General features: G+C 60.5%; 15 protein-coding genes. 10 read left to right on the plus strand and 5 right to left on the minus strand.

From position 1 onward, the window contains the following. The first annotated feature begins 109 nt into the window (after positions 1 to 109). Entirely contained in the window at positions 110 to 271 is a 162-nt protein-coding gene (locus QYQ99_RS08590) for a DUF1328 domain-containing protein (RefSeq protein WP_302092266.1), read from the plus strand. An 86-nt stretch (positions 272 to 357) separates the two neighbouring features. Here QYQ99_RS08590 and QYQ99_RS08595 read toward each other — a convergent pair whose 3' ends face one another. Further along, entirely contained in the window at positions 358 to 1,041 is a 684-nt protein-coding gene (locus QYQ99_RS08595) for an NUDIX hydrolase (RefSeq protein ID WP_302092267.1), read from the minus strand. Positions 1,042 to 1,162: 121 nt separating this feature from the next. On the opposite strand from QYQ99_RS08595, the gene QYQ99_RS08600 reads away from it, so the two are divergent. The 6 genes from QYQ99_RS08600 (at position 1,163) to QYQ99_RS08625 (ending at position 7,548) form a co-directional block, all read left to right on the plus strand. Beyond that, positions 1,163 to 2,011: a cysteine hydrolase gene (locus QYQ99_RS08600; protein WP_302092268.1), complete on the plus strand. Its 849-nt coding sequence runs from the start codon at positions 1,163 to 1,165 to the stop codon at positions 2,009 to 2,011. Between the two features lie 154 nt (positions 2,012 to 2,165). Next, positions 2,166 to 3,371, plus strand: a complete 1,206-nt coding sequence (gene pncB / locus QYQ99_RS08605; protein ID WP_302092269.1) for a nicotinate phosphoribosyltransferase — start codon at positions 2,166 to 2,168, stop codon at positions 3,369 to 3,371. 16 nt (positions 3,372 to 3,387) lie between these two features. Further along, a complete protein-coding gene (locus QYQ99_RS08610) occupies positions 3,388 to 5,091 on the plus strand; it encodes an NAD+ synthase (RefSeq protein WP_302092270.1) in 1,704 nt (567 codons plus the stop codon). Between the two features lie 208 nt (positions 5,092 to 5,299). Beyond that, on the plus strand, positions 5,300 to 6,460 hold the full coding sequence (locus tag QYQ99_RS08615; RefSeq protein WP_302092271.1) for a bifunctional nicotinamide-nucleotide adenylyltransferase/Nudix hydroxylase: 1,161 nt from the start codon (positions 5,300 to 5,302) through the stop codon (positions 6,458 to 6,460). A 66-nt stretch (positions 6,461 to 6,526) separates the two neighbouring features. After that, positions 6,527 to 7,021 (plus strand): GNAT family N-acetyltransferase, encoded by a 495-nt coding sequence (locus tag QYQ99_RS08620; protein WP_302092272.1) that lies wholly within the window; start codon positions 6,527 to 6,529, stop codon positions 7,019 to 7,021. Positions 7,022 to 7,209: 188 nt separating this feature from the next. Further along, on the plus strand, positions 7,210 to 7,548 hold the full coding sequence (locus QYQ99_RS08625; protein WP_003058775.1) for an H-NS histone family protein: 339 nt from the start codon (positions 7,210 to 7,212) through the stop codon (positions 7,546 to 7,548). A gap of 12 nt (positions 7,549 to 7,560) precedes the next feature. On the opposite strand, the gene QYQ99_RS08630 is transcribed toward QYQ99_RS08625, so the two are convergent. Continuing rightward, positions 7,561 to 10,203 carry a chemotaxis protein CheW gene (locus tag QYQ99_RS08630; RefSeq protein ID WP_302092273.1) on the minus strand — a complete coding sequence of 881 codons (2,643 nt, stop codon included), beginning with the start codon at positions 10,201 to 10,203 and terminating at the stop codon, positions 7,561 to 7,563. A gap of 245 nt (positions 10,204 to 10,448) precedes the next feature. On the opposite strand from QYQ99_RS08630, the gene groES reads away from it, so the two are divergent. Both groES and groL read left to right on the plus strand, forming a co-directional pair. Beyond that, a complete protein-coding gene (gene groES, locus QYQ99_RS08635) occupies positions 10,449 to 10,739 on the plus strand; it encodes a co-chaperone GroES (RefSeq protein WP_003058782.1) in 291 nt (96 codons plus the stop codon). Positions 10,740 to 10,831: 92 nt separating this feature from the next. Next, positions 10,832 to 12,475: a chaperonin GroEL gene (gene groL / locus QYQ99_RS08640; protein ID WP_302092274.1), complete on the plus strand. Its 1,644-nt coding sequence runs from the start codon at positions 10,832 to 10,834 to the stop codon at positions 12,473 to 12,475. A gap of 162 nt (positions 12,476 to 12,637) precedes the next feature. Here the strand turns inward: groL and QYQ99_RS08645 are convergent, their stop codons facing one another. Beyond that, positions 12,638 to 13,807, minus strand: a complete 1,170-nt coding sequence (locus QYQ99_RS08645; protein ID WP_302092275.1) for a porin — start codon at positions 13,805 to 13,807, stop codon at positions 12,638 to 12,640. Positions 13,808 to 14,036: 229 nt separating this feature from the next. Beyond that, on the minus strand, positions 14,037 to 15,092 hold the full coding sequence (locus QYQ99_RS08650) for a porin (protein WP_099738791.1): 1,056 nt from the start codon (positions 15,090 to 15,092) through the stop codon (positions 14,037 to 14,039). Positions 15,093 to 15,422: 330 nt separating this feature from the next. Between QYQ99_RS08650 and coq7 the strand changes: the two genes are divergently transcribed. After that, positions 15,423 to 16,040 (plus strand): 2-polyprenyl-3-methyl-6-methoxy-1,4-benzoquinone monooxygenase, encoded by a 618-nt coding sequence (gene coq7 / locus QYQ99_RS08655; protein WP_302092276.1) that lies wholly within the window; start codon positions 15,423 to 15,425, stop codon positions 16,038 to 16,040. A 59-nt stretch (positions 16,041 to 16,099) separates the two neighbouring features. Here coq7 and QYQ99_RS08660 read toward each other — a convergent pair whose 3' ends face one another. Continuing rightward, positions 16,100 to 16,552 carry an OsmC family protein gene (locus tag QYQ99_RS08660; protein ID WP_302092277.1) on the minus strand — a complete coding sequence of 151 codons (453 nt, stop codon included), beginning with the start codon at positions 16,550 to 16,552 and terminating at the stop codon, positions 16,100 to 16,102. Positions 16,553 to 16,723 lie beyond the last annotated feature (171 nt).

Here is a 16,723-nt window from a genome sequence, read left to right on the forward strand (position 1 = left end):
GGCTTTTTTGCTGTCGGATCAAGCCGACAAGGATTTCCCCAAAATGAGCACCGCAAGCCTGCACCCGGCGGCTTAGGCTTGAAACATCGCTTCAGACAAAGGAGTTTCGATGCTCAAGTGGGCCATTATTTTTGCCATCATTTCCCTGGTAGCCGGTGTTTTCGGCTTCACCGGCGCAGCCGGCATAGCCAAGATCCTGTTCTTTATTTTTATTGCCGTTGCCGTGATCTTTGTCGTTCTGGCGCTGCTGGGCATAGGGGCTGTCAGCTAGCCGCCCTCAGCTGCAAACCCGCCCAAATGCCTGCCTTGTGCAGGCATTTTTCATGCACAGCGGCCTCGGAACGTGTTTACGCGTTCTCAAAGCCCCCGGGCAGTCAGCGCCAGCGTCTGGCTGAAGCCGGGCTTGGCGCGGTAAAGCTGGGCGGGCCGATGCGCCCCGCCACCCAGCATGGCCCCTGACACGGCCTCCAGCCAGTCCATCTCGTCCATCTTGCGCCTGAAGCTGACTTTGTTCAGCGGCTCACCCAGAATGTTTTCATAGACCTGCTGCAGCTGCGGCAGCGTGAAGGTTTCGCCGCACAGGTGCACGGGCAAGGAGGAATACAGGCTTTTGCTGCGCACGCGCTCCAAGGCGGCGTCCAGGATGGCACGGTGGTCAAACGGCAGCTGCGGCAAGGCCGAGAGCGGCACCACGCTGATGTCGGAGCGATTCGGCGGCAGGTTCTGCACGGGCAGCAAAGCGCAATAGGCGATCGCCACCGACCAGCCGCGCGGATCGCGCGCCGGGCCGCTGAACGTGGCCAGTTGCTCAAGATACGCACCTTCTATGCCCACCTTGGTTCTGAGCACGCGCGCCGCACTGGCCTTGGCGTCCGCATCCTCCTCGGTATGAATAAAGCCGCCGGGCAAAGCCCATACCCCGGCAAAAGGCGCAGCCTGACGACGCAGCAGCACGGCATGCAACTGCTGCTCCACCAGGGTCAGCAGCACCACATCCACACTCACCTGCACCGGCTCCCTACGCTCATCACTTTGATTCATTTTTTTACCAACCTCTTTTTTCTCTCCTGATTATTTCACATCAATCCAAAATACTTAGTTGCAAAAATATTTTAAGTAACTTAGACTGCCAACATTGCATCTCGCATGAAAGCTGAACACCATGAGTCATCCGCAAACCCAGCTGCTCATCATTGACCCGCAAAACGACTTCTGCGATCTGCCAGGCGGCTGGTGCCCCCACTCGCCTGGCACTCATCAGGCGATAGCACCCAGCCTTCCGGTAACGGGCGCTCATGCCGATATGCAGCGCCTGAGCAGCTGGATGGCAGCCCAGGGATACAAGCTGGACCAGATCACCATCACTCTGGACTCGCACCAGACTTACGACATTGCTCATCCCGCCTTCTGGCAGCAGCGCGATGGCCGTGCCGTCCTGCCATTCACCCCGATCACGGCAGCGCAGGTCCGTGCCGGCGACTATGCACCGCGCAACGCTGCCGAACGTGAACGCACGCTGCAATACCTGAATCAGCTGGAGGCCCAGGGCAGCTACAGCCTCATGGTCTGGCCGCTGCACTGCGAGATCGGCAGCTGGGGCCATGGCATCCATGCCGGCGTGCTCACGGCCTGCCGCCAGTGGCAGGAGCTGCAGCACCGTGCCACCCGTCATGTCTTCAAGGGCATGAACCCCTGGACCGAGCATTACAGCGCCATTCGTGCCGAAGTGCCCGACCCGCAGGACCCCGAAACCGGCCTGAACACCGCCCTGCTGGCCCAGCTACGCCGAAGCAGCACTCTGGTGATTGCGGGCGAGGCCAGCAGCCACTGCGTGCGCGCCACCACCGAGCACATCGTGGAGCACTGGGAAAGCGATGATTTCTCGCGCATCGTGCTGCTGACTGACTGCATGAGCCCGGTCGCAGGATTCGAGGCCGCGCACCACGACTTCCTGCAACGCATGCGTGCAACCGGTGTACGCTGCGAAACCAGCGCCAGCTTTGGCTTATGAGACAAATCAGCCTCTAGCGTTTACGAATAAAGCGCTAGCAGCTCACATTTTGAAAACACGACTTACGCAAAACGGGTTCAGGCCGGGCGACTGCCTCAGAAGGCAGGCCGTTGTTGCATTCTTGTTTGCGTAAGTCCTAGAAAAGAAGAACGGCATGAAGCCCATCATCACCAGCCTGCTGGACACCGACCTCTACAAGTTCACCATGTGGCAGGCCATGCTGCACCGCCACCCCCAGACCGAGGCCGCGTACGAGTTTGTCTGCCGCACGCCCACGGCCTTCCCCCTGGCCGAGTTGCTGCCCGAGGTGGAGCGCGAGCTGGACGCCCTGTGCACTCTGCGCTTCGACAAGGGCGAGCTGGACTATCTGGCTGGTCTACGCTTCATGAAGAGCGACTTCATCGACTTTCTGCGCATCTTCCAGTTCCAGCGCGCCTTCATCCGCGCCTGGGCCGAAGGCGACCAGCTCCATATCGTGGCCAAGGGCCCACAAGTCCATGTCATGGGCTTCGAGATCTATGTGCTGGCCATCGTCAATGAGCTGTACTTCCGCCGCTTCGACGCCGAGTCCGCACTTGTCGAAGGCCGCAAACGCCTGCAGGTCAAGCTGGCCCAGCTCAAGCATCTGGCAGTCGAGGCCAGGCTGCGCAACCCCTTCGAGCTGTTTGACTTCGGCGTGCGCCGCCGCTTCTCGGGAGCCTGGCAACGCGAGGTGGTGCAGGCTTTTGCCCAGGAAACCGCGCTGTGGTTCAAGGGCACGTCCAATGTGCTGCTGGCGCGCGATCTGAATCTGGTGCCCATAGGCACCATGGCCCATGAGTATCTGCAGACCTATCAAGCACTGGGCGTGCGTCTGCGCGACTTCCAGGTAGCCGCCCTCGAGGACTGGGTGCAGGAATACCGCGGCGACCTGGGTATCGCCCTGACCGATACCGTGGGCATGGACGCCTTTCTGGCCGACTTCGACATGTACTTTGCCAAGCTGTTCGACGGCCTGCGTCATGACTCCGGCGATCCGTTCGAATGGGGCGAGAAGGCCATTGCCCACTATGACAAGCTGCGCATTGCCCCGCAGAGCAAGCGTCTGGTGTTCTCGGACGGGCTGGATCTGGACACGGCCCTGGCGCTCTACCACCGCTTTGCCGATCGCATCCAGTGCGGCTTCGGCATAGGCACGCGATTGACCAATGACATGGGACTGACCACGATCAATATCGTGATGAAGCTGACCCATGCCAACGGCCAGCCCGTGGCCAAGATTTCGGACTCGCCCGGCAAGACGCTGTGCAACGACGAGACCTATCTGGCCTATCTGCGCCAGGTCTTCAACATCCCTGAGCCTGCTGCCAAGGCAGCCTGAATCTTCGGAGGCAACCATGCTGAAAGTCACCCTCGCCCAACTCAACTACATGGTGGGCGACATCAGCGGCAATATCCGCCGCATGAGAGAGGCCGCAACCAGGGCTGCGGCCGAGCAGGCCGACCTGGTGGTGTTTTCCGAACTGTCGCTGAGCGGCTACTATCCCGGCGACCTGCTGGACGAGCCCAGCTTTCTGCAAAGACTGGATGCAGGTCTGCAGGAGCTGCTGCAGGCCACGCGCCAGCTCCCCGATCTGCACTGGGTCGTGGGCGCGCCCACCCGGCACAATGGACCCGGCAAACCACTGCACAACAGCCTGCTGGTGCTCAAGAACGGACAGATTCGCCTGCAGTACGACAAGCAACTGCTGCCCACCTACAACATCTTTGACGAGCGCCGCCACTTCGAGCCCGGGGCCGACACGGCAAAGGTGCTGCGCGTGGGCAACTGCCAGGTGGGCTTTCTGGTCTGCGAGGACGGCTGGAACGACCAGGGCGCCGACTACGCGACCAACCCCTTTGTACGCATGGGCGATGCGGCCCCTGACCTGGTCATCAGCATCAACGCCAGCCCCAGCCACCTGGGCAAGCGCGAGCAGCGCCACGAGGTCTTCACCCAGGCAGCGGCACGCCACAAGCTGGCCATCCTCTACATCAACCAGATCGGCGGCCAGGACCAGATCGTGTTCGACGGCGCCTCGTTTGCCGTGGAGCCCGAGGCGGGGCTGGTGTTTGAAGCCAGGCGCTTTGAGGAAGATGTCTGCACACTGGAGCTGAATGTGCAGGGCCGGTTTCAGGCCTGCGACGGCACGGCCTTGCCTACTGTGGCGGCCCAGGGCCTGCCCACCATGGAGTTCTACCGCCAGCAGATCGTGCTGGGCCTGCGCGACTATGCGCGCCGCTGCGGTTTCAAGCAGGTAGTGGTGGGCAGCTCGGGCGGCATTGATTCGGCCTTGACGCTGGCTCTGGCCGTCGATGCCCTGGGAGCGGACAACGTGGTCGGCATCACCATGCCGTCCAGCTATTCCTCGGCCGGCTCGGTCGACGACTCGGTGCTGCTGTGCCGCAATCTGGGCATCAGACTGTACGAGCATCCGATCAAGGAGCTGGTCACCACCTATGCACGCCAGTTCGAGGCCAGCTTTGGCGAGCCGCTCAAGGGCCTGGCGCTGGAGAATCTGCAGGCCCGCGCACGCGGCACCACGCTGATGGAGTTTTCCAATGCCTTCGGCCATCTGCTGCTGACCACGGGCAACAAGTCCGAAGTCTCGGTGGGCTACTGCACCCTCTATGGCGACACCAACGGAGGTATTGGCCTGCTTGGCGATCTGTACAAGACCGAAGTCTTCGAGCTCTCGCGCCATATCAACAGCCATGCGGGGCGCGAGCTGATTCCGCAGGCCATCATCGACAAGCCGCCCTCGGCCGAACTGGCTCCCGGCCAGAAGGACGAGGACAGCCTGCCGCCCTATGCCGTGCTCGACGAGATTCTCAAATGGCATATCGAGGGCCAGCATCTGTCCAGCAAGGAATATGCGCAGGCCGCCGCCTTTGTGGCCAGGCTGCGCACCGAAGCAGGCGGGCCCGAGACCATTGCCCGCGTGCAAAAGCTGGTGTTCCGCAGCGAATACAAGCGCCGCCAGGCTCCGCCCATGCTCAGAGTACGCCCACGGGCCTTTGGCACGGGCCGGCAGATGCCAATTGCGGCACACTACGAGTAGCAATGCCCAACACCCGCTTGGGACATAGTGGCAAAGCCTGGCCACCACACTGGTGCCGCCAGGGCCTTCGCCGCACCGACTTCGTGGTGCCAGGACGGGTTAACCATTCAAAAAAGTGAGCTTCATGCACTTACCTGGTAAGCGCTTAGCCCAGTTTTCACCAATATTTGCCCTTGCGGGCGCCGATTTCTGTACGGGTTTCGCTCTCATGCCTCAAGCCAGTCCCAACACCTCCAGCAAGCGTGTCATTGCCGCCTCACCCGAGACTCTGCCCACCTCCGTGCCCCTGCATACCGCCGTGCTGGTCGGCCGCTTTCAGCCACTGCACAACGGCCACATGGCCTTGCTGCATGCCGCACTGGAGCGGGCTCGCCAGGTCGTGGTGGTACTGGGCAGCGCCTGGCAGGCTCCCAATCCCAAAAACCCGTTCAGCTGGCAGGAGCGCGCACAGATGTTGCGCAATGCGCTATCGAAAGAGGATGCCGGGCGCGTGCGCTGTGTGCCCGTGCGCGACTATTACAACGAGCCGCTGTGGGTACATGCCGTGCGCGAAGCTGTCCATGCCCATGTGCCCGAAGGCGCGAGCGTGGCCCTGGTCGGGCATTTCAAGGACTCCAGCAGCAGCTATCTGGCCCGCTTTCCGGGCTGGGAGCTGATCAGCCTGCCGCGCCTGGGTCAGTTCGACGCCACTCCGCTGCGCGAAATCTTCTTCGGTGAAGGCGACGCCTCGCCCGAAGCCATGGATGCCGCACTGGCCAGGCTCTCCTCCCAGATGCCCGAGAGCACGCTGGAGTTTTTGCGCCACTGGGCCCAGACCCCGCTGTATCTGCGCCTGCAAAAAGAGTGGCATATGCTGCAGGACTACAAGCGGGCCTGGGCCAAGGCGCCCTATGCGCCGGTGTTCGTCACCGTGGATGCGCTGCTGCGCTGCCGCGCCAAGGGCCAGGACCAGGTGCTGCTGATTCAGCGCGGCCATGCGCCAGGCCAGGGCCTTTGGGCGCTGCCCGGCGGCTTTCTCGAACAGCGTGACAGCCTCTGGCAATCCTGCATGCGCGAGTTGCGTGAAGAGACCTGCTCCTCCATCAGTGAGGCCGATCTGCTAGCGGCCCTGCAGGCCGTGCAGGTCTTCGATCACCCGGACCGCAGCCTGCGCGGGCGCACCATTACCCATGTGCACTATCTGGATCTGGGCGTGCAGCCCAGCCTGCCTCCGGTACAGGGCGCGGACGACGCAGCCCTGGCCCGCTGGGTGCCGATTGCCGATCTGCCCCGCATGGAGGCCGAGTTCTTCGAGGACCATTTCCAGATCCTGTGCCAGTTCCTGCCCGTGACTCTGGCTCAGAGCGAGCCCGAGCTTCAGGTCGCCTGATATATCAAAACCATAGCTGCAAGCGCTTTACCATCAAGCGCTTAAGCTACTTTTTCCTGCAATTCCATGAGCCAGCTCCATATCCGCCCTGCCACCGAACAAGACATCGACCTGATCCTGCACTTTGTGCGTGAACTCGCCATCTATGAAAAGGCCGAGAATGAGGTCAAGGCCACGCCCGACCATGTGCGCCGCACGCTGTTCTGCGCCAACCCTGCTGTCTTCGGCCTGATCTGCGAGATCGAGGGCAAGGCCGTGGGCTTTGCCGTGTATTTCTTCAACTATTCCACCTGGCAGGGCCAGCACGGCCTGTATCTGGAAGACCTGTACATCACTCCCGACGCACGCGGCCACGGCGCCGGCAAGGCCCTGCTCCAGCATCTGGCCCGGATTGCAATGGAAAAGGACTGCGGCCGCTTTGAATGGAGCTGCCTGGACTGGAACACCCCCTCCATCAAGTTCTATGACAGCCTCGGTGCCGTGCCGCAGACCGAGTGGATCCGCTATCGCATGACGGGCTCGGCCCTGCGGGCCATGGCCACGGGTGACAAACAGGCTTGAGCCGCGGGCCGGATCATCCAGAGTGATGTATGCAGCCCTTCGAAGTGATGTGCGTCCCTTTGCAGATTGAGTGTACGCAACATCAACAATACGGCGCGTTCGCGCTTGCGCCAAAATGAATGGTTCTGCAAAACAATAACAAAGGCGGCAATCAGTGCTGACCTTTCACACTCTCTCTGGAATCCAGAATGCCAAGCTATCAAGAACTCATCGCTCAGAAAAATGCGCTGGACAAGCGCATCGAAGAAGCGCGCAGCACCGAAGCCAAGGAAGCCCTGGCCACCGTCAAGCAACTGATCGCCACCTTCGGCTTCACCTCTCAGCAAGTCTTTCCCTGGAGGCCTGAGGAGAAGAAGAAGGTCGAAGCCAGGTACTACGACCCCGAAAGCGGCGCGACCTGGACCGGCCGCGGCAAGCCCCCGAAGTGGATAGAGAGCAAGGACCGCAGCCAGTACGAGATCAAGACCACGCCCAGCGTGGACTTCAACGCGCCGCGCGACGAAAAAAACCCGTTCCCGGTTCAGTAAGCGGCCGGCCGCTCAGCCGACAGCACCCTGCTCCGCCGGCAGTGGCGCCTTGAGCATGCGCACCAGGGCAGCCACGTTCAGGCACTGGATCAGCAGATCGCCTTCATTGGCCCGGATCAAGCGGTCCACCAGTTGATCCGCCGCACCCGCCATTGCAGGAGCCAGTCGCAACTGCCCGTTCTCGAAGCGCACCACGCCTTCGAGATCGCTGACCAGCACGCCCAGCTTGAGCCCCTGATGCTCCAGCACAATTACCTGGCTTTGCGCCGTCCTGGTCACGGGCTTGCCAAAGAGCAGCGCCCCCAGATCGAAGACCCATACATAGCCGGCGACAGCCCCCTGGCTGCGCCTGGCCAGCGTACCCACACAGTGCGGCAAGCGTCCGGCCGAAACGGGAGCGATGGCCGAGGCACTCTGGGCCTCGAGCACGCAGGCCGCATCGACGGCAAGCACGCTGCGCTCCACAAAAAAGGTCGCCATCTCCATGCCGGCGGCACTGCACTGGCTGGCCGCCGCCAGGCTTTGCACCCTGGTATTGCGGCGCGAGACTGCTGCCAGCGCATCGTCCTGCACGGCGCCAAACGCCTGCACGGACAAGGCCAGCACCTCTTCACGATAGCCATCGCTGCGCTTGAACTCCCGATAGCCGCTGCCCGCCGTGATCGCCACCACGCAATACTGGCCCTGATACACCATGGCACGGGCCATGCTCTGCCCGGGTGCCAGGGCCAGCATGACGGGCGGCAGTTCCAGCTGCACGCCCGGCTGCAACTGCACATCCGAAGAAGACATGACCATGCCCGAGCGGCTCAGGTAGGACACCTGCCTGCTGCCTGCGCCTCCTGCCTGCACGCCGGTCACGCCCTCCAGCATGGCTTTGAATTCACGCTGCGCATGAAACACCAGGCCGATTCCGCCCAGCACCATGCCATCGGCGTTGCGTATGGCCGCGTGATAGACATAGGTCGGTCCTTCATCCTTGTGCTGCACACAGGGGCGCCATGGGGACACGTGATAGGCCTGGGTCTCTGCCAGTGCCAGGACCTGGTGCAGGCTGTCCGCCTCTATATGGCTGCCCAGCAGTTCCTGGCTCTGCGCCTGCCCTTTGCGGCTGACGGCCACGACTTTGCCGCAGGCGTCATAGACCATGATTTGCTGGTAGACCGTATACAGGTCGTGAATGGCGGTGAGCAGCTCGCACACCTCGCTCACCTGATCACCGGCCCTCTCCCCCAAGGCCAGGGCCTCCAGCAGTTCGGGCAGCTGCGGCGTCAGCGCCCACCAGCGGCAGTCGTTGGCACGCTCATAGAGATTGCGATCCAGCAGATCCACTAACAGACTCGTCAACAGGCTGTTGTCTCGCAGAGCGGTATTGAGCACCGTGCCGTAGAGCGCATCAATGGATTGAGAGAAAACCTCGTTGGTCCGCGCCCCTGTCTCGCCAATCTGCTCCAGCACAGCCTGCAGCCGCGTGTTGTCCATCTGCTTGCCTGCCGTCATCACCCGCCCGTTCCAGACCACTCGGCGTATGGTGTCCGCCGCGCTGTGAATGGCGTGCAAAGGCGGGCAGAAGCGATGCGCATGCGCCAGCAGGCCCTGAGCCACGGCCGCATCCAGTCCATCCAGGCCCGCTTGCGACTGAAGGCCGAAGGCCAACTCCAGCGGCGTCATGATCTGCGCCCGCCAGCCCTGGGGCCCCATATAGCCTTGATAGCCTGCCGACACCGCAGACTGCACCAGATAGGTGCGCCCTCCATGCACATGCAGCGCGCTCGCACCATCATGGTGAGGGCGCACATTCGCACCCACACCAAGCCAGTGCAGATCGCTGCTGGCCAGCACCTGGCCCTGCTCATCCAGCAGCAGGGCGATGCTGGTCTGCGCCTCCGGAACGCCACTGCCGTCAGCCTGGTCGCGTCCGCTCCAGATGCCTTGCATCTCGCCGTCGAAGTCGAAGCACAGGCACAGCACGCCCATGGCTTGCCGGTTGATGGGGTGCAGCATGCGATGCGCATAGATCAGGCCGCTGTCATGGCCCGGCAGCAGGTCGGTAGCACCGAAGCTCTGCACAAATCCCTGGCTTTGCAGGGCTCGGGCAATCAGCGCATCCCGGCATGGCTGATCTGTGAGCCGACTCCTCTCGCGTGCACTCGCTCGCACCAGACCTTCGGCATCCAGCAGCAAAATGTCCGCGTAGACCGTGTACTTGCTGCGGTAGGCACGCAGACGCTGGGTGATGGCGGCCTCGTCACCATCCAGCCCGGCCATGAAACCGCACAGCATGGCATCGGTCGCCAGAAACCCCACGTCGGCCGTGCGCTCGTAGAGATTGCGCACCAGGGTATCGATCAGATGCTGTGCCTGACTGGCCAGCCCCGCCGTCACCCCCGTCACAGCCTGCATCACCATGGACTGCACCAGGTCCTGCTCCAGCCGCTCGAAGCCGCCTCGCGTGGCGGCCATCATGGGCAGCAAGGCCTGCGCTTCCTGCGGGCAATTCATCTTGGCGGAGGACTCTATGAGCCGCCACATCAGATTCAGCTCCCTGAGCGAACTCTCGCAGCGCCCGACCTGGCGCATATGAGGAATGAAGACATCTGTCTGCAGCAGATCCTGGGCGCGCTGCGCCGGGGCAGTCATGGTTTCTAGAGGCATGTTCTGCCAGAGCAAAAGCCAGGCCTATTTGTAAAAACACGTTACACATGACTAAGAACAAACCCTGTTTCCTGACAGATTTGCCCTCTGTTCGGCGGGGGGGAGGTCTTGAAAGCTCGGGAAATTGCCTTATTATTAGCACTCGATGGGGTTGAGTGCTAACAGCTTGACCCTAGATATCCGAATGTCAGCCAGGATGGCTGGCAAGTCTTGTTTCAACTTTGTTGATGTATTTAGGAGTTGGTATGAACCTGCGTCCCCTGCACGATCGCGTGATCGTCAAGCGCCTCGAAAACGAAACCAAGACAGCCTCGGGCATCGTGCTCCCTGATGCTGCCACTGAGAAGCCTGACCAAGGCGAAGTGTTGGCTGTGGGTCCCGGCAAGCGCAATGACAAGGGCGAACTGATCGCTCTGAACGTGAAGGTCGGCGACCGCGTCCTGTTCGGCAAGTACTCTGGCCAAACCGTGAAGATCCACGGCGACGAGCTGCTGGTCATGAAGGAAGACGACCTGTTCGCAGTCGTCGAGAAGTAATCCTTCCCGAACACAACCCCTATTCATAGCTGCGAGCGATTGATTGATAAACGCTGGCAGAACATTTGAACCCCATTCTTTAGGAGCCAAAAATGGCAGCAAAAGACGTAGTTTTCGGCGGTGAAGCACGTGCACGCATGGTTGAAGGCGTGAACATCCTGGCTAACGCAGTCAAGGTTACCCTGGGCCCCAAGGGTCGCAACGTGGTGCTGGAGCGCTCCTTCGGCGCCCCCACCGTGACCAAGGACGGCGTGTCCGTGGCCAAGGAAATCGAACTCAAGGACAAGCTGCAGAACATGGGCGCCCAGCTCGTGAAGGAAGTGGCCTCCAAAACCAACGACATCGCTGGTGACGGCACGACCACTGCTACCGTGCTGGCCCAGGCCATCGTGCGCGAAGGCTCCAAGTACGTGGCTTCCGGCCTGAACCCCATGGATCTGAAGCGCGGCATCGACAAGGCTGTCGCTGCCCTGGTGGAAGAGCTGAAGAAGCAATCCAAGGCCACCACCACCTCCAAGGAAATCGCTCAAGTCGGCTCGATCTCCGCCAACTCCGACGAATCCGTGGGCAAGATCATTGCCGACGCGATGGACAAGGTCGGCAAGGAAGGCGTGATCACCGTTGAAGAAGGCAAGTCGCTGGACAACGAGCTTGACGTCGTCGAAGGCATGCAGTTCGACCGCGGTTACCTGTCGCCCTACTTCATCAACAATCCCGAAAAGCAAGCCGCTGTTCTGGACAACCCCTTCGTGCTGCTGTTCGACAAGAAGATCAGCAACATCCGTGACCTACTGCCCACACTGGAAGCTGTGGCCAAGGCCGGCCGTCCTCTGCTGATCATTGCCGAAGACGTCGAAGGCGAAGCCCTGGCGACTCTGGTGGTCAACACCATCCGCGGCATCCTGAAGGTTGTGGCCGTGAAGGCACCTGGCTTCGGCGACCGCCGCAAGGCCATGCTGGAAGACATCGCCATCCTGACTGGTGGCAAGGTCATCGCTGAAGAAGTGGGCCTGTCGCTGGAAAAGGTGACCCTGGAAGACCTGGGCCAAGCCCAACGCGTCGAAATCGGCAAGGAAAACACCACCATCATCGACGGTGCTGGTCAAGCTGCTGAAATCGAAGCCCGCGTCAAGCAAATCCGCGCCCAGATCGAAGAAGCGACCAGCGACTATGACCGTGAAAAGCTGCAAGAGCGCGTGGCCAAGCTGGCCGGCGGTGTTGCCGTGATCAAGGTTGGCGCTGCCACCGAAGTCGAAATGAAGGAAAAGAAGGCCCGCGTGGAAGACGCCCTGCACGCTACCCGCGCTGCTGTGGAAGAAGGCATCGTGGCCGGCGGTGGCGTGGCCCTGCTGCGCGCCAAGCAAGCTGTTGGTGCCCTGGCTACCGGCAATGCCGAACAAGACGCCGGCATCAAGCTGGTGCTCAAGGCTATCGAAGCCCCTCTGCGCGAAATCGTGGCCAACGCCGGTGGCGAGCCCTCGGTGGTCGTGAACGCCGTGCTGAACGGCTCCGGCAACTACGGCTTCAATGCTGCCAACGACACCTACGGCGACATGCTGGAAATGGGCATTCTGGACCCCACCAAGGTGACTCGCACTGCTCTGCAGAACGCCGCTTCCGTGGCTTCCCTGCTGCTGACCACCGAGTGCATGATCGCCGAAGCCCCCAAGGCTGACGCAGGTCCTGCCATGCCCGACATGGGCGGCATGGGTGGCATGGGCGGCATGGGCATGTAATTGCTCTGCTGCTACCGGATGGTCTTCACCATCCGGTTATGCACAAAAGGAAAAGGCCGCAGATGCGGCCTTTTCCTTTTGTGTCGCGCTTCACGAGCTGCTCGGCTCCGAGAACAAAAAAGCCAGCCAATATCGGCTGGCTTTTTTACCCAGGGATTGGCCTCAGAAGCGATGACGCAGACCGATGGTAATGCCGGTACGCTTTTTCGGGCCATTGGCATCAAGCATCACGCCCGCACCGCCCTTGGTCTTGGTGTGGTCCACCGCGAAATAGGCATCGGTACGCTTGGAGAAGGCATAGTCGGCCACGGCAACGATAAAGTCAGCCTTGCCGTTGAAGGCGCCAGTCGCCGATCCCGATTGCTTGGCATGGTAGTAATGCAGGCCTGCATTGAGCTGCGGCGTGACCTGATAGCCAAAGCCCACCTTGAACATCTCACGCTTGTTGGCAAAGTTGCCAGGGGCATTGCCCGCGATAAAGCCGCCATTGGACGAACCTGTCCAATATGCGTTGAGCAAGCCAGCATCAAAAATCGCACCCGCGCCCGCAGCCCCCAGACTATCCTTGACCTTGTTCTGGCCGTAGCCTGCCATCAGATACAGAGGCCCGGTGCGATAGGAACCACCCAGTGTCCAGGCATCTACATCGGTGCCGGCCGGCAAGGTCGAGCGCTGGAAAGCGCCACCCACAGAAATGCCGTTGGCAGAATAGCGCAGATAGCCGCCTGCGGTCTTCAATGCCAGACCGCCCGGGGTCATATCCACTCCAGCCCCTTTCTTCGCAAAGGTATTGCTCTCGTCAAACGAGTACTGCAAGCCTGCACGAACAGGGCCAAATTCGGCCACGTATTTCAGCATATTGTTTGCACGCGCGCCCAGAGACATGCCGATTTCAGGCTTGTAGGCGTCCATATATGGGGAATACGGGAACGATGCGTAGGTGGAGGTCACCAGATCGAACAAGACGTTGTATTGGCGACCCATGGTCAGCTGACCAAAGCTGGTGCTGCGCAAGCCCACCCAGGACTGGGCGAAATAAGGCTGTGCGGTGCTGGGAGTGCCGGAGTCCGTCCAGAAACGATTTTCCAGATTGGCAATCGCCGACAGGCCGCCGCCCAGATCTTCCTTGATATTGATACCCCAGCGGCTCTCGGACATGCCGCCGCCAATCATTTTGGTCAGACCGCTTTTATTCGCTCCCTCATTATTCGTATGGCGAATTGCCGCATCCACAATGCCATATAGCTGAACGCTGCTTTGTGCGTATGCCAGAGTTCCCAAGGTTCCCAGCACAGCCAAGGCCAATGTTTTTTTCACAAATGAAGCTGCCATTGTGTTGCCTCTCTCTTAATTCAATTCGCAAACAGTTGGTGGAAAATTCATTCTAGAAATGCTTTCCTCAACCGCGCGCGCATTGGCACAAGCGCAACACAGGCCTTTCCCTTTGGGGACAAACCTCTCAGCAAACACCCTTTCAGGTTTAACCCCAGAAACAAAAAAGGCCTGTCTTTCGACAGGCCTTTTGGCTTTTAAGCAGTTACTGGCTTACACCAGCAATTGATTAGAAAGCGTGGCGGATACCAACTTGCACGCCAGTCTGGTTCTTGCCCAGAGCCGACAGAGAACCGTCGTTCACACCCTTGGCTTGCAGGCCCAGGTTGGAGTTTTTGTTGTTCTTCATGTAAGCAACAGTGCCGTACAGAGCGGTACGCTTGGACAGGTTGTGCACATAACCCAGAGACAGCTGTTGAGCCTTGGTGTTGTTGCCCTTTTGGTCGTAGTAAGCGTACTGAGCCTTCACTTCACCAACGCCACCCACGGGAGCGGAGACACCCAGAGCGTAGTTGTTGAACTTGTCGCTAGAACCAGCGTTGGGCTTGTACTTGATCTGTTGAGCCAGACCGATCACCTTGGCCACGCCAAAGTTGTAGGAAGCGCCGATGGACATTTCGTCACGGTCGCCCACGTTGCCGTAGCTCAGAGTGCCGTAAGCAGCAGTCACGCTCAGAGGACCATTGTCGTAACCAACGTTACCACCGACGTAACGGCCACCGTTGCCACCCAGGGTAGCTTGGTTAGCCTTCTCGTCGAAAGCATAGCTGATGTTGGCTGTGAAGCCGCTGAAGTTGGGCGAGGAGTACGACAGCATGTTGTCCTTACGGATCGTGTTGCCGTCGGCCAGGCCTGTACCAGCCCAGTCCTTGTAACCCATGAACTGGCCGATACCAGTAGCGCCGAACAGGTCATACTTCAGACCAGCACGGAAAGTGGGAGTTGTTTCGCGACCCAGGCGAACTTCACCGAAGTTGCCGGACAGACGCACTGTGGATTCGCGCTTGAAATCAAAGCCCTTGGCGTTACCAGTGTCGCCGAAGATTTCGCCTTCCAGCCAGAAGCCAGCCTTCAGACCACCACCCAGGTCTTCGGTACCACGCAGGCCCAGACGGCTAGTAGCGTTACCGCTAGTGCCGACGCCGTACTTGCTGGAATCGTTGCCAGTAGCGTTGTTCACGTAAGACACGCCAGTGTCAACGATACCGAACAGGGTCACGGAAGATTGAGCCATTGCGGCGCCGGAAGCGGCCAGCACTGCCAGGGCGATCAGAGATTTTTTCATTACGAGTTACTCCAAGGTTTAGAAGGGCGCCGGTTCTATGGGAGAGAGACTTGAGCCTCGAGCTCCACCGGTTTCCCGCGCCAACCTCCTGGTGGGGAAGTTGGGTCTATTGCACCAGACCACCGAGCCCAGCGCAAAGGAATTCACCCAAAACTGCTCGATTCGGCGCGTTTTCGTTGCACCACCGCAACAAACACCAAGCCGCACTAACGGGCACACCCTTAAGGGTTTCGGCCTAGCATTGCCCCAGCGCAAGTTGCGGATGAGCCACTCTGGTGTACCTTATGTGCATTGACGCCACACAGGCGCCGCACTGAGTTCTTTTTAGCCATGGACAAGTTTCTGACCGCTGCCGATGCAGCTCTTCGCACTCTGTTTGCCGACCCGGTGGCCGCAGAGCGTTCGCCCGCTACAGGAATTGCCGAAGCCGATTTGAGCGATGAGCAACGCAGGCTCTCCGCAGCCTTGATGCGCGTCAATCATGTGGGAGAGGTCTGCGCCCAGGCGCTGTACAACGCCCAGGCCATGGTCACCAAGGACATGGAGCTGCGCGAGCATCTGCTGCATGCCGCTCGCGAGGAAATGGACCACCTGGCCTGGACCCGCGAACGCCTGCATGCCCTGGGTGGCAGGCCTTCGCTGCTGAACCCGCTGTGGTTTGCGGGCGCTTTTGCGATTGGCACGATTGCCGCCAAGATCAGCGATGCCACCAGTCTGGGTTTTGTGGTCGAGACCGAAAACCAGGTCTCCGCCCACCTGGGAAGCCATCTGGGCCGCCTGCCCGAGGAGGACGAGGCTTCGCGTGCCGTGGTCGAGCGCATGAAGGATGACGAGGAACGTCATGCCGCTGCAGCGATCGACGAAGGTGCGATGCAACTGCCCCCGATTGCCCAGGGGCTGATGCGTGTGGCGGCCAAGGTCATGACCATTACAGCGCATCGCATCTGATTAGCGCCTGTTCAACAAAAACGGGCCGCTGAGGCCCGCTTTTCGATCGCACGTCCAGCTCAGGCTTCGACGATGTCAAAGCCAGTAGTGATTTCGGCCGTTTTGCCCAGCATGATGGTGGCCGAGCAGTATTTGTCGTGGCTCATGGCGATGGCCCGCTCGACGGCACCGGCGGGCAGATTCTTGCCACTGACCGTGAACTGCATGTGGATCTTGGTGAACACCTTGGGGTCGGCATCGGCGCGCTCGGAGCTCAGCTGCACGCTGCAGCCCCTCACATCGTGGCGACCACGCTTGAGGATGAGCACCACGTCGTAGGCCGTGCAGCCGCCGGCACCAGCCAGCAGCATCTCCATGGGGCGCGGCGCCTGGTTGCGACCGCCGTTGGCCGGGTTCTTCTCGTCCGGCGCGCCATCCATATTGACCACATGGCCGCTGCCGGTCTCTGCCACAAAACCCATGCCCGAGCGCGTGCCGGTGGCCGCGCCTGTCCAACTAACCGTGCATTCCATTGTCTTTCCTCTCGAAACTGTTGCAATTTTGCATCAAATACACAAAAACCCGAATCTTTTGATGTACAGAAAATACAAGCCTCATACAATACAACTCAAGCGTTACCTGTGAGGTCAAACCCGCAGGCAGACTGCAGATTACTGGTTAACACCGATCTGCATCGCACCATT

The organism is Comamonas testosteroni (assembly GCF_030505195.1).
GTDB classification, from domain to species: domain Bacteria; phylum Pseudomonadota; class Gammaproteobacteria; order Burkholderiales; family Burkholderiaceae_C; genus Comamonas; species Comamonas testosteroni_G.

Coding starts and splice junctions, on each gene's coding strand:
- QYQ99_RS08590 (WP_302092266.1), top strand. CDS start 110: ATGCTCAAGTGGGCCATTATTTTTGCCATCATTTCCCTGGTAGCCGGT.
- QYQ99_RS08595 (WP_302092267.1), bottom strand. CDS start 1,041: ATGAATCAAAGTGATGAGCGTAGGGAGCCGGTGCAGGTGAGTGTGGAT.
- QYQ99_RS08600 (WP_302092268.1), top strand. CDS start 1,163: ATGAGTCATCCGCAAACCCAGCTGCTCATCATTGACCCGCAAAACGAC.
- pncB (WP_302092269.1), top strand. CDS start 2,166: ATGAAGCCCATCATCACCAGCCTGCTGGACACCGACCTCTACAAGTTC.
- QYQ99_RS08610 (WP_302092270.1), top strand. CDS start 3,388: ATGCTGAAAGTCACCCTCGCCCAACTCAACTACATGGTGGGCGACATC.
- QYQ99_RS08615 (WP_302092271.1), top strand. CDS start 5,300: ATGCCTCAAGCCAGTCCCAACACCTCCAGCAAGCGTGTCATTGCCGCC.
- QYQ99_RS08620 (WP_302092272.1), top strand. CDS start 6,527: ATGAGCCAGCTCCATATCCGCCCTGCCACCGAACAAGACATCGACCTG.
- QYQ99_RS08625 (WP_003058775.1), top strand. CDS start 7,210: ATGCCAAGCTATCAAGAACTCATCGCTCAGAAAAATGCGCTGGACAAG.
- QYQ99_RS08630 (WP_302092273.1), bottom strand. CDS start 10,203: ATGCCTCTAGAAACCATGACTGCCCCGGCGCAGCGCGCCCAGGATCTG.
- groES (WP_003058782.1), top strand. CDS start 10,449: ATGAACCTGCGTCCCCTGCACGATCGCGTGATCGTCAAGCGCCTCGAA.
- groL (WP_302092274.1), top strand. CDS start 10,832: ATGGCAGCAAAAGACGTAGTTTTCGGCGGTGAAGCACGTGCACGCATG.
- QYQ99_RS08645 (WP_302092275.1), bottom strand. CDS start 13,807: ATGGCAGCTTCATTTGTGAAAAAAACATTGGCCTTGGCTGTGCTGGGA.
- QYQ99_RS08650 (WP_099738791.1), bottom strand. CDS start 15,092: ATGAAAAAATCTCTGATCGCCCTGGCAGTGCTGGCCGCTTCCGGCGCC.
- coq7 (WP_302092276.1), top strand. CDS start 15,423: ATGGACAAGTTTCTGACCGCTGCCGATGCAGCTCTTCGCACTCTGTTT.
- QYQ99_RS08660 (WP_302092277.1), bottom strand. CDS start 16,552: ATGGAATGCACGGTTAGTTGGACAGGCGCGGCCACCGGCACGCGCTCG.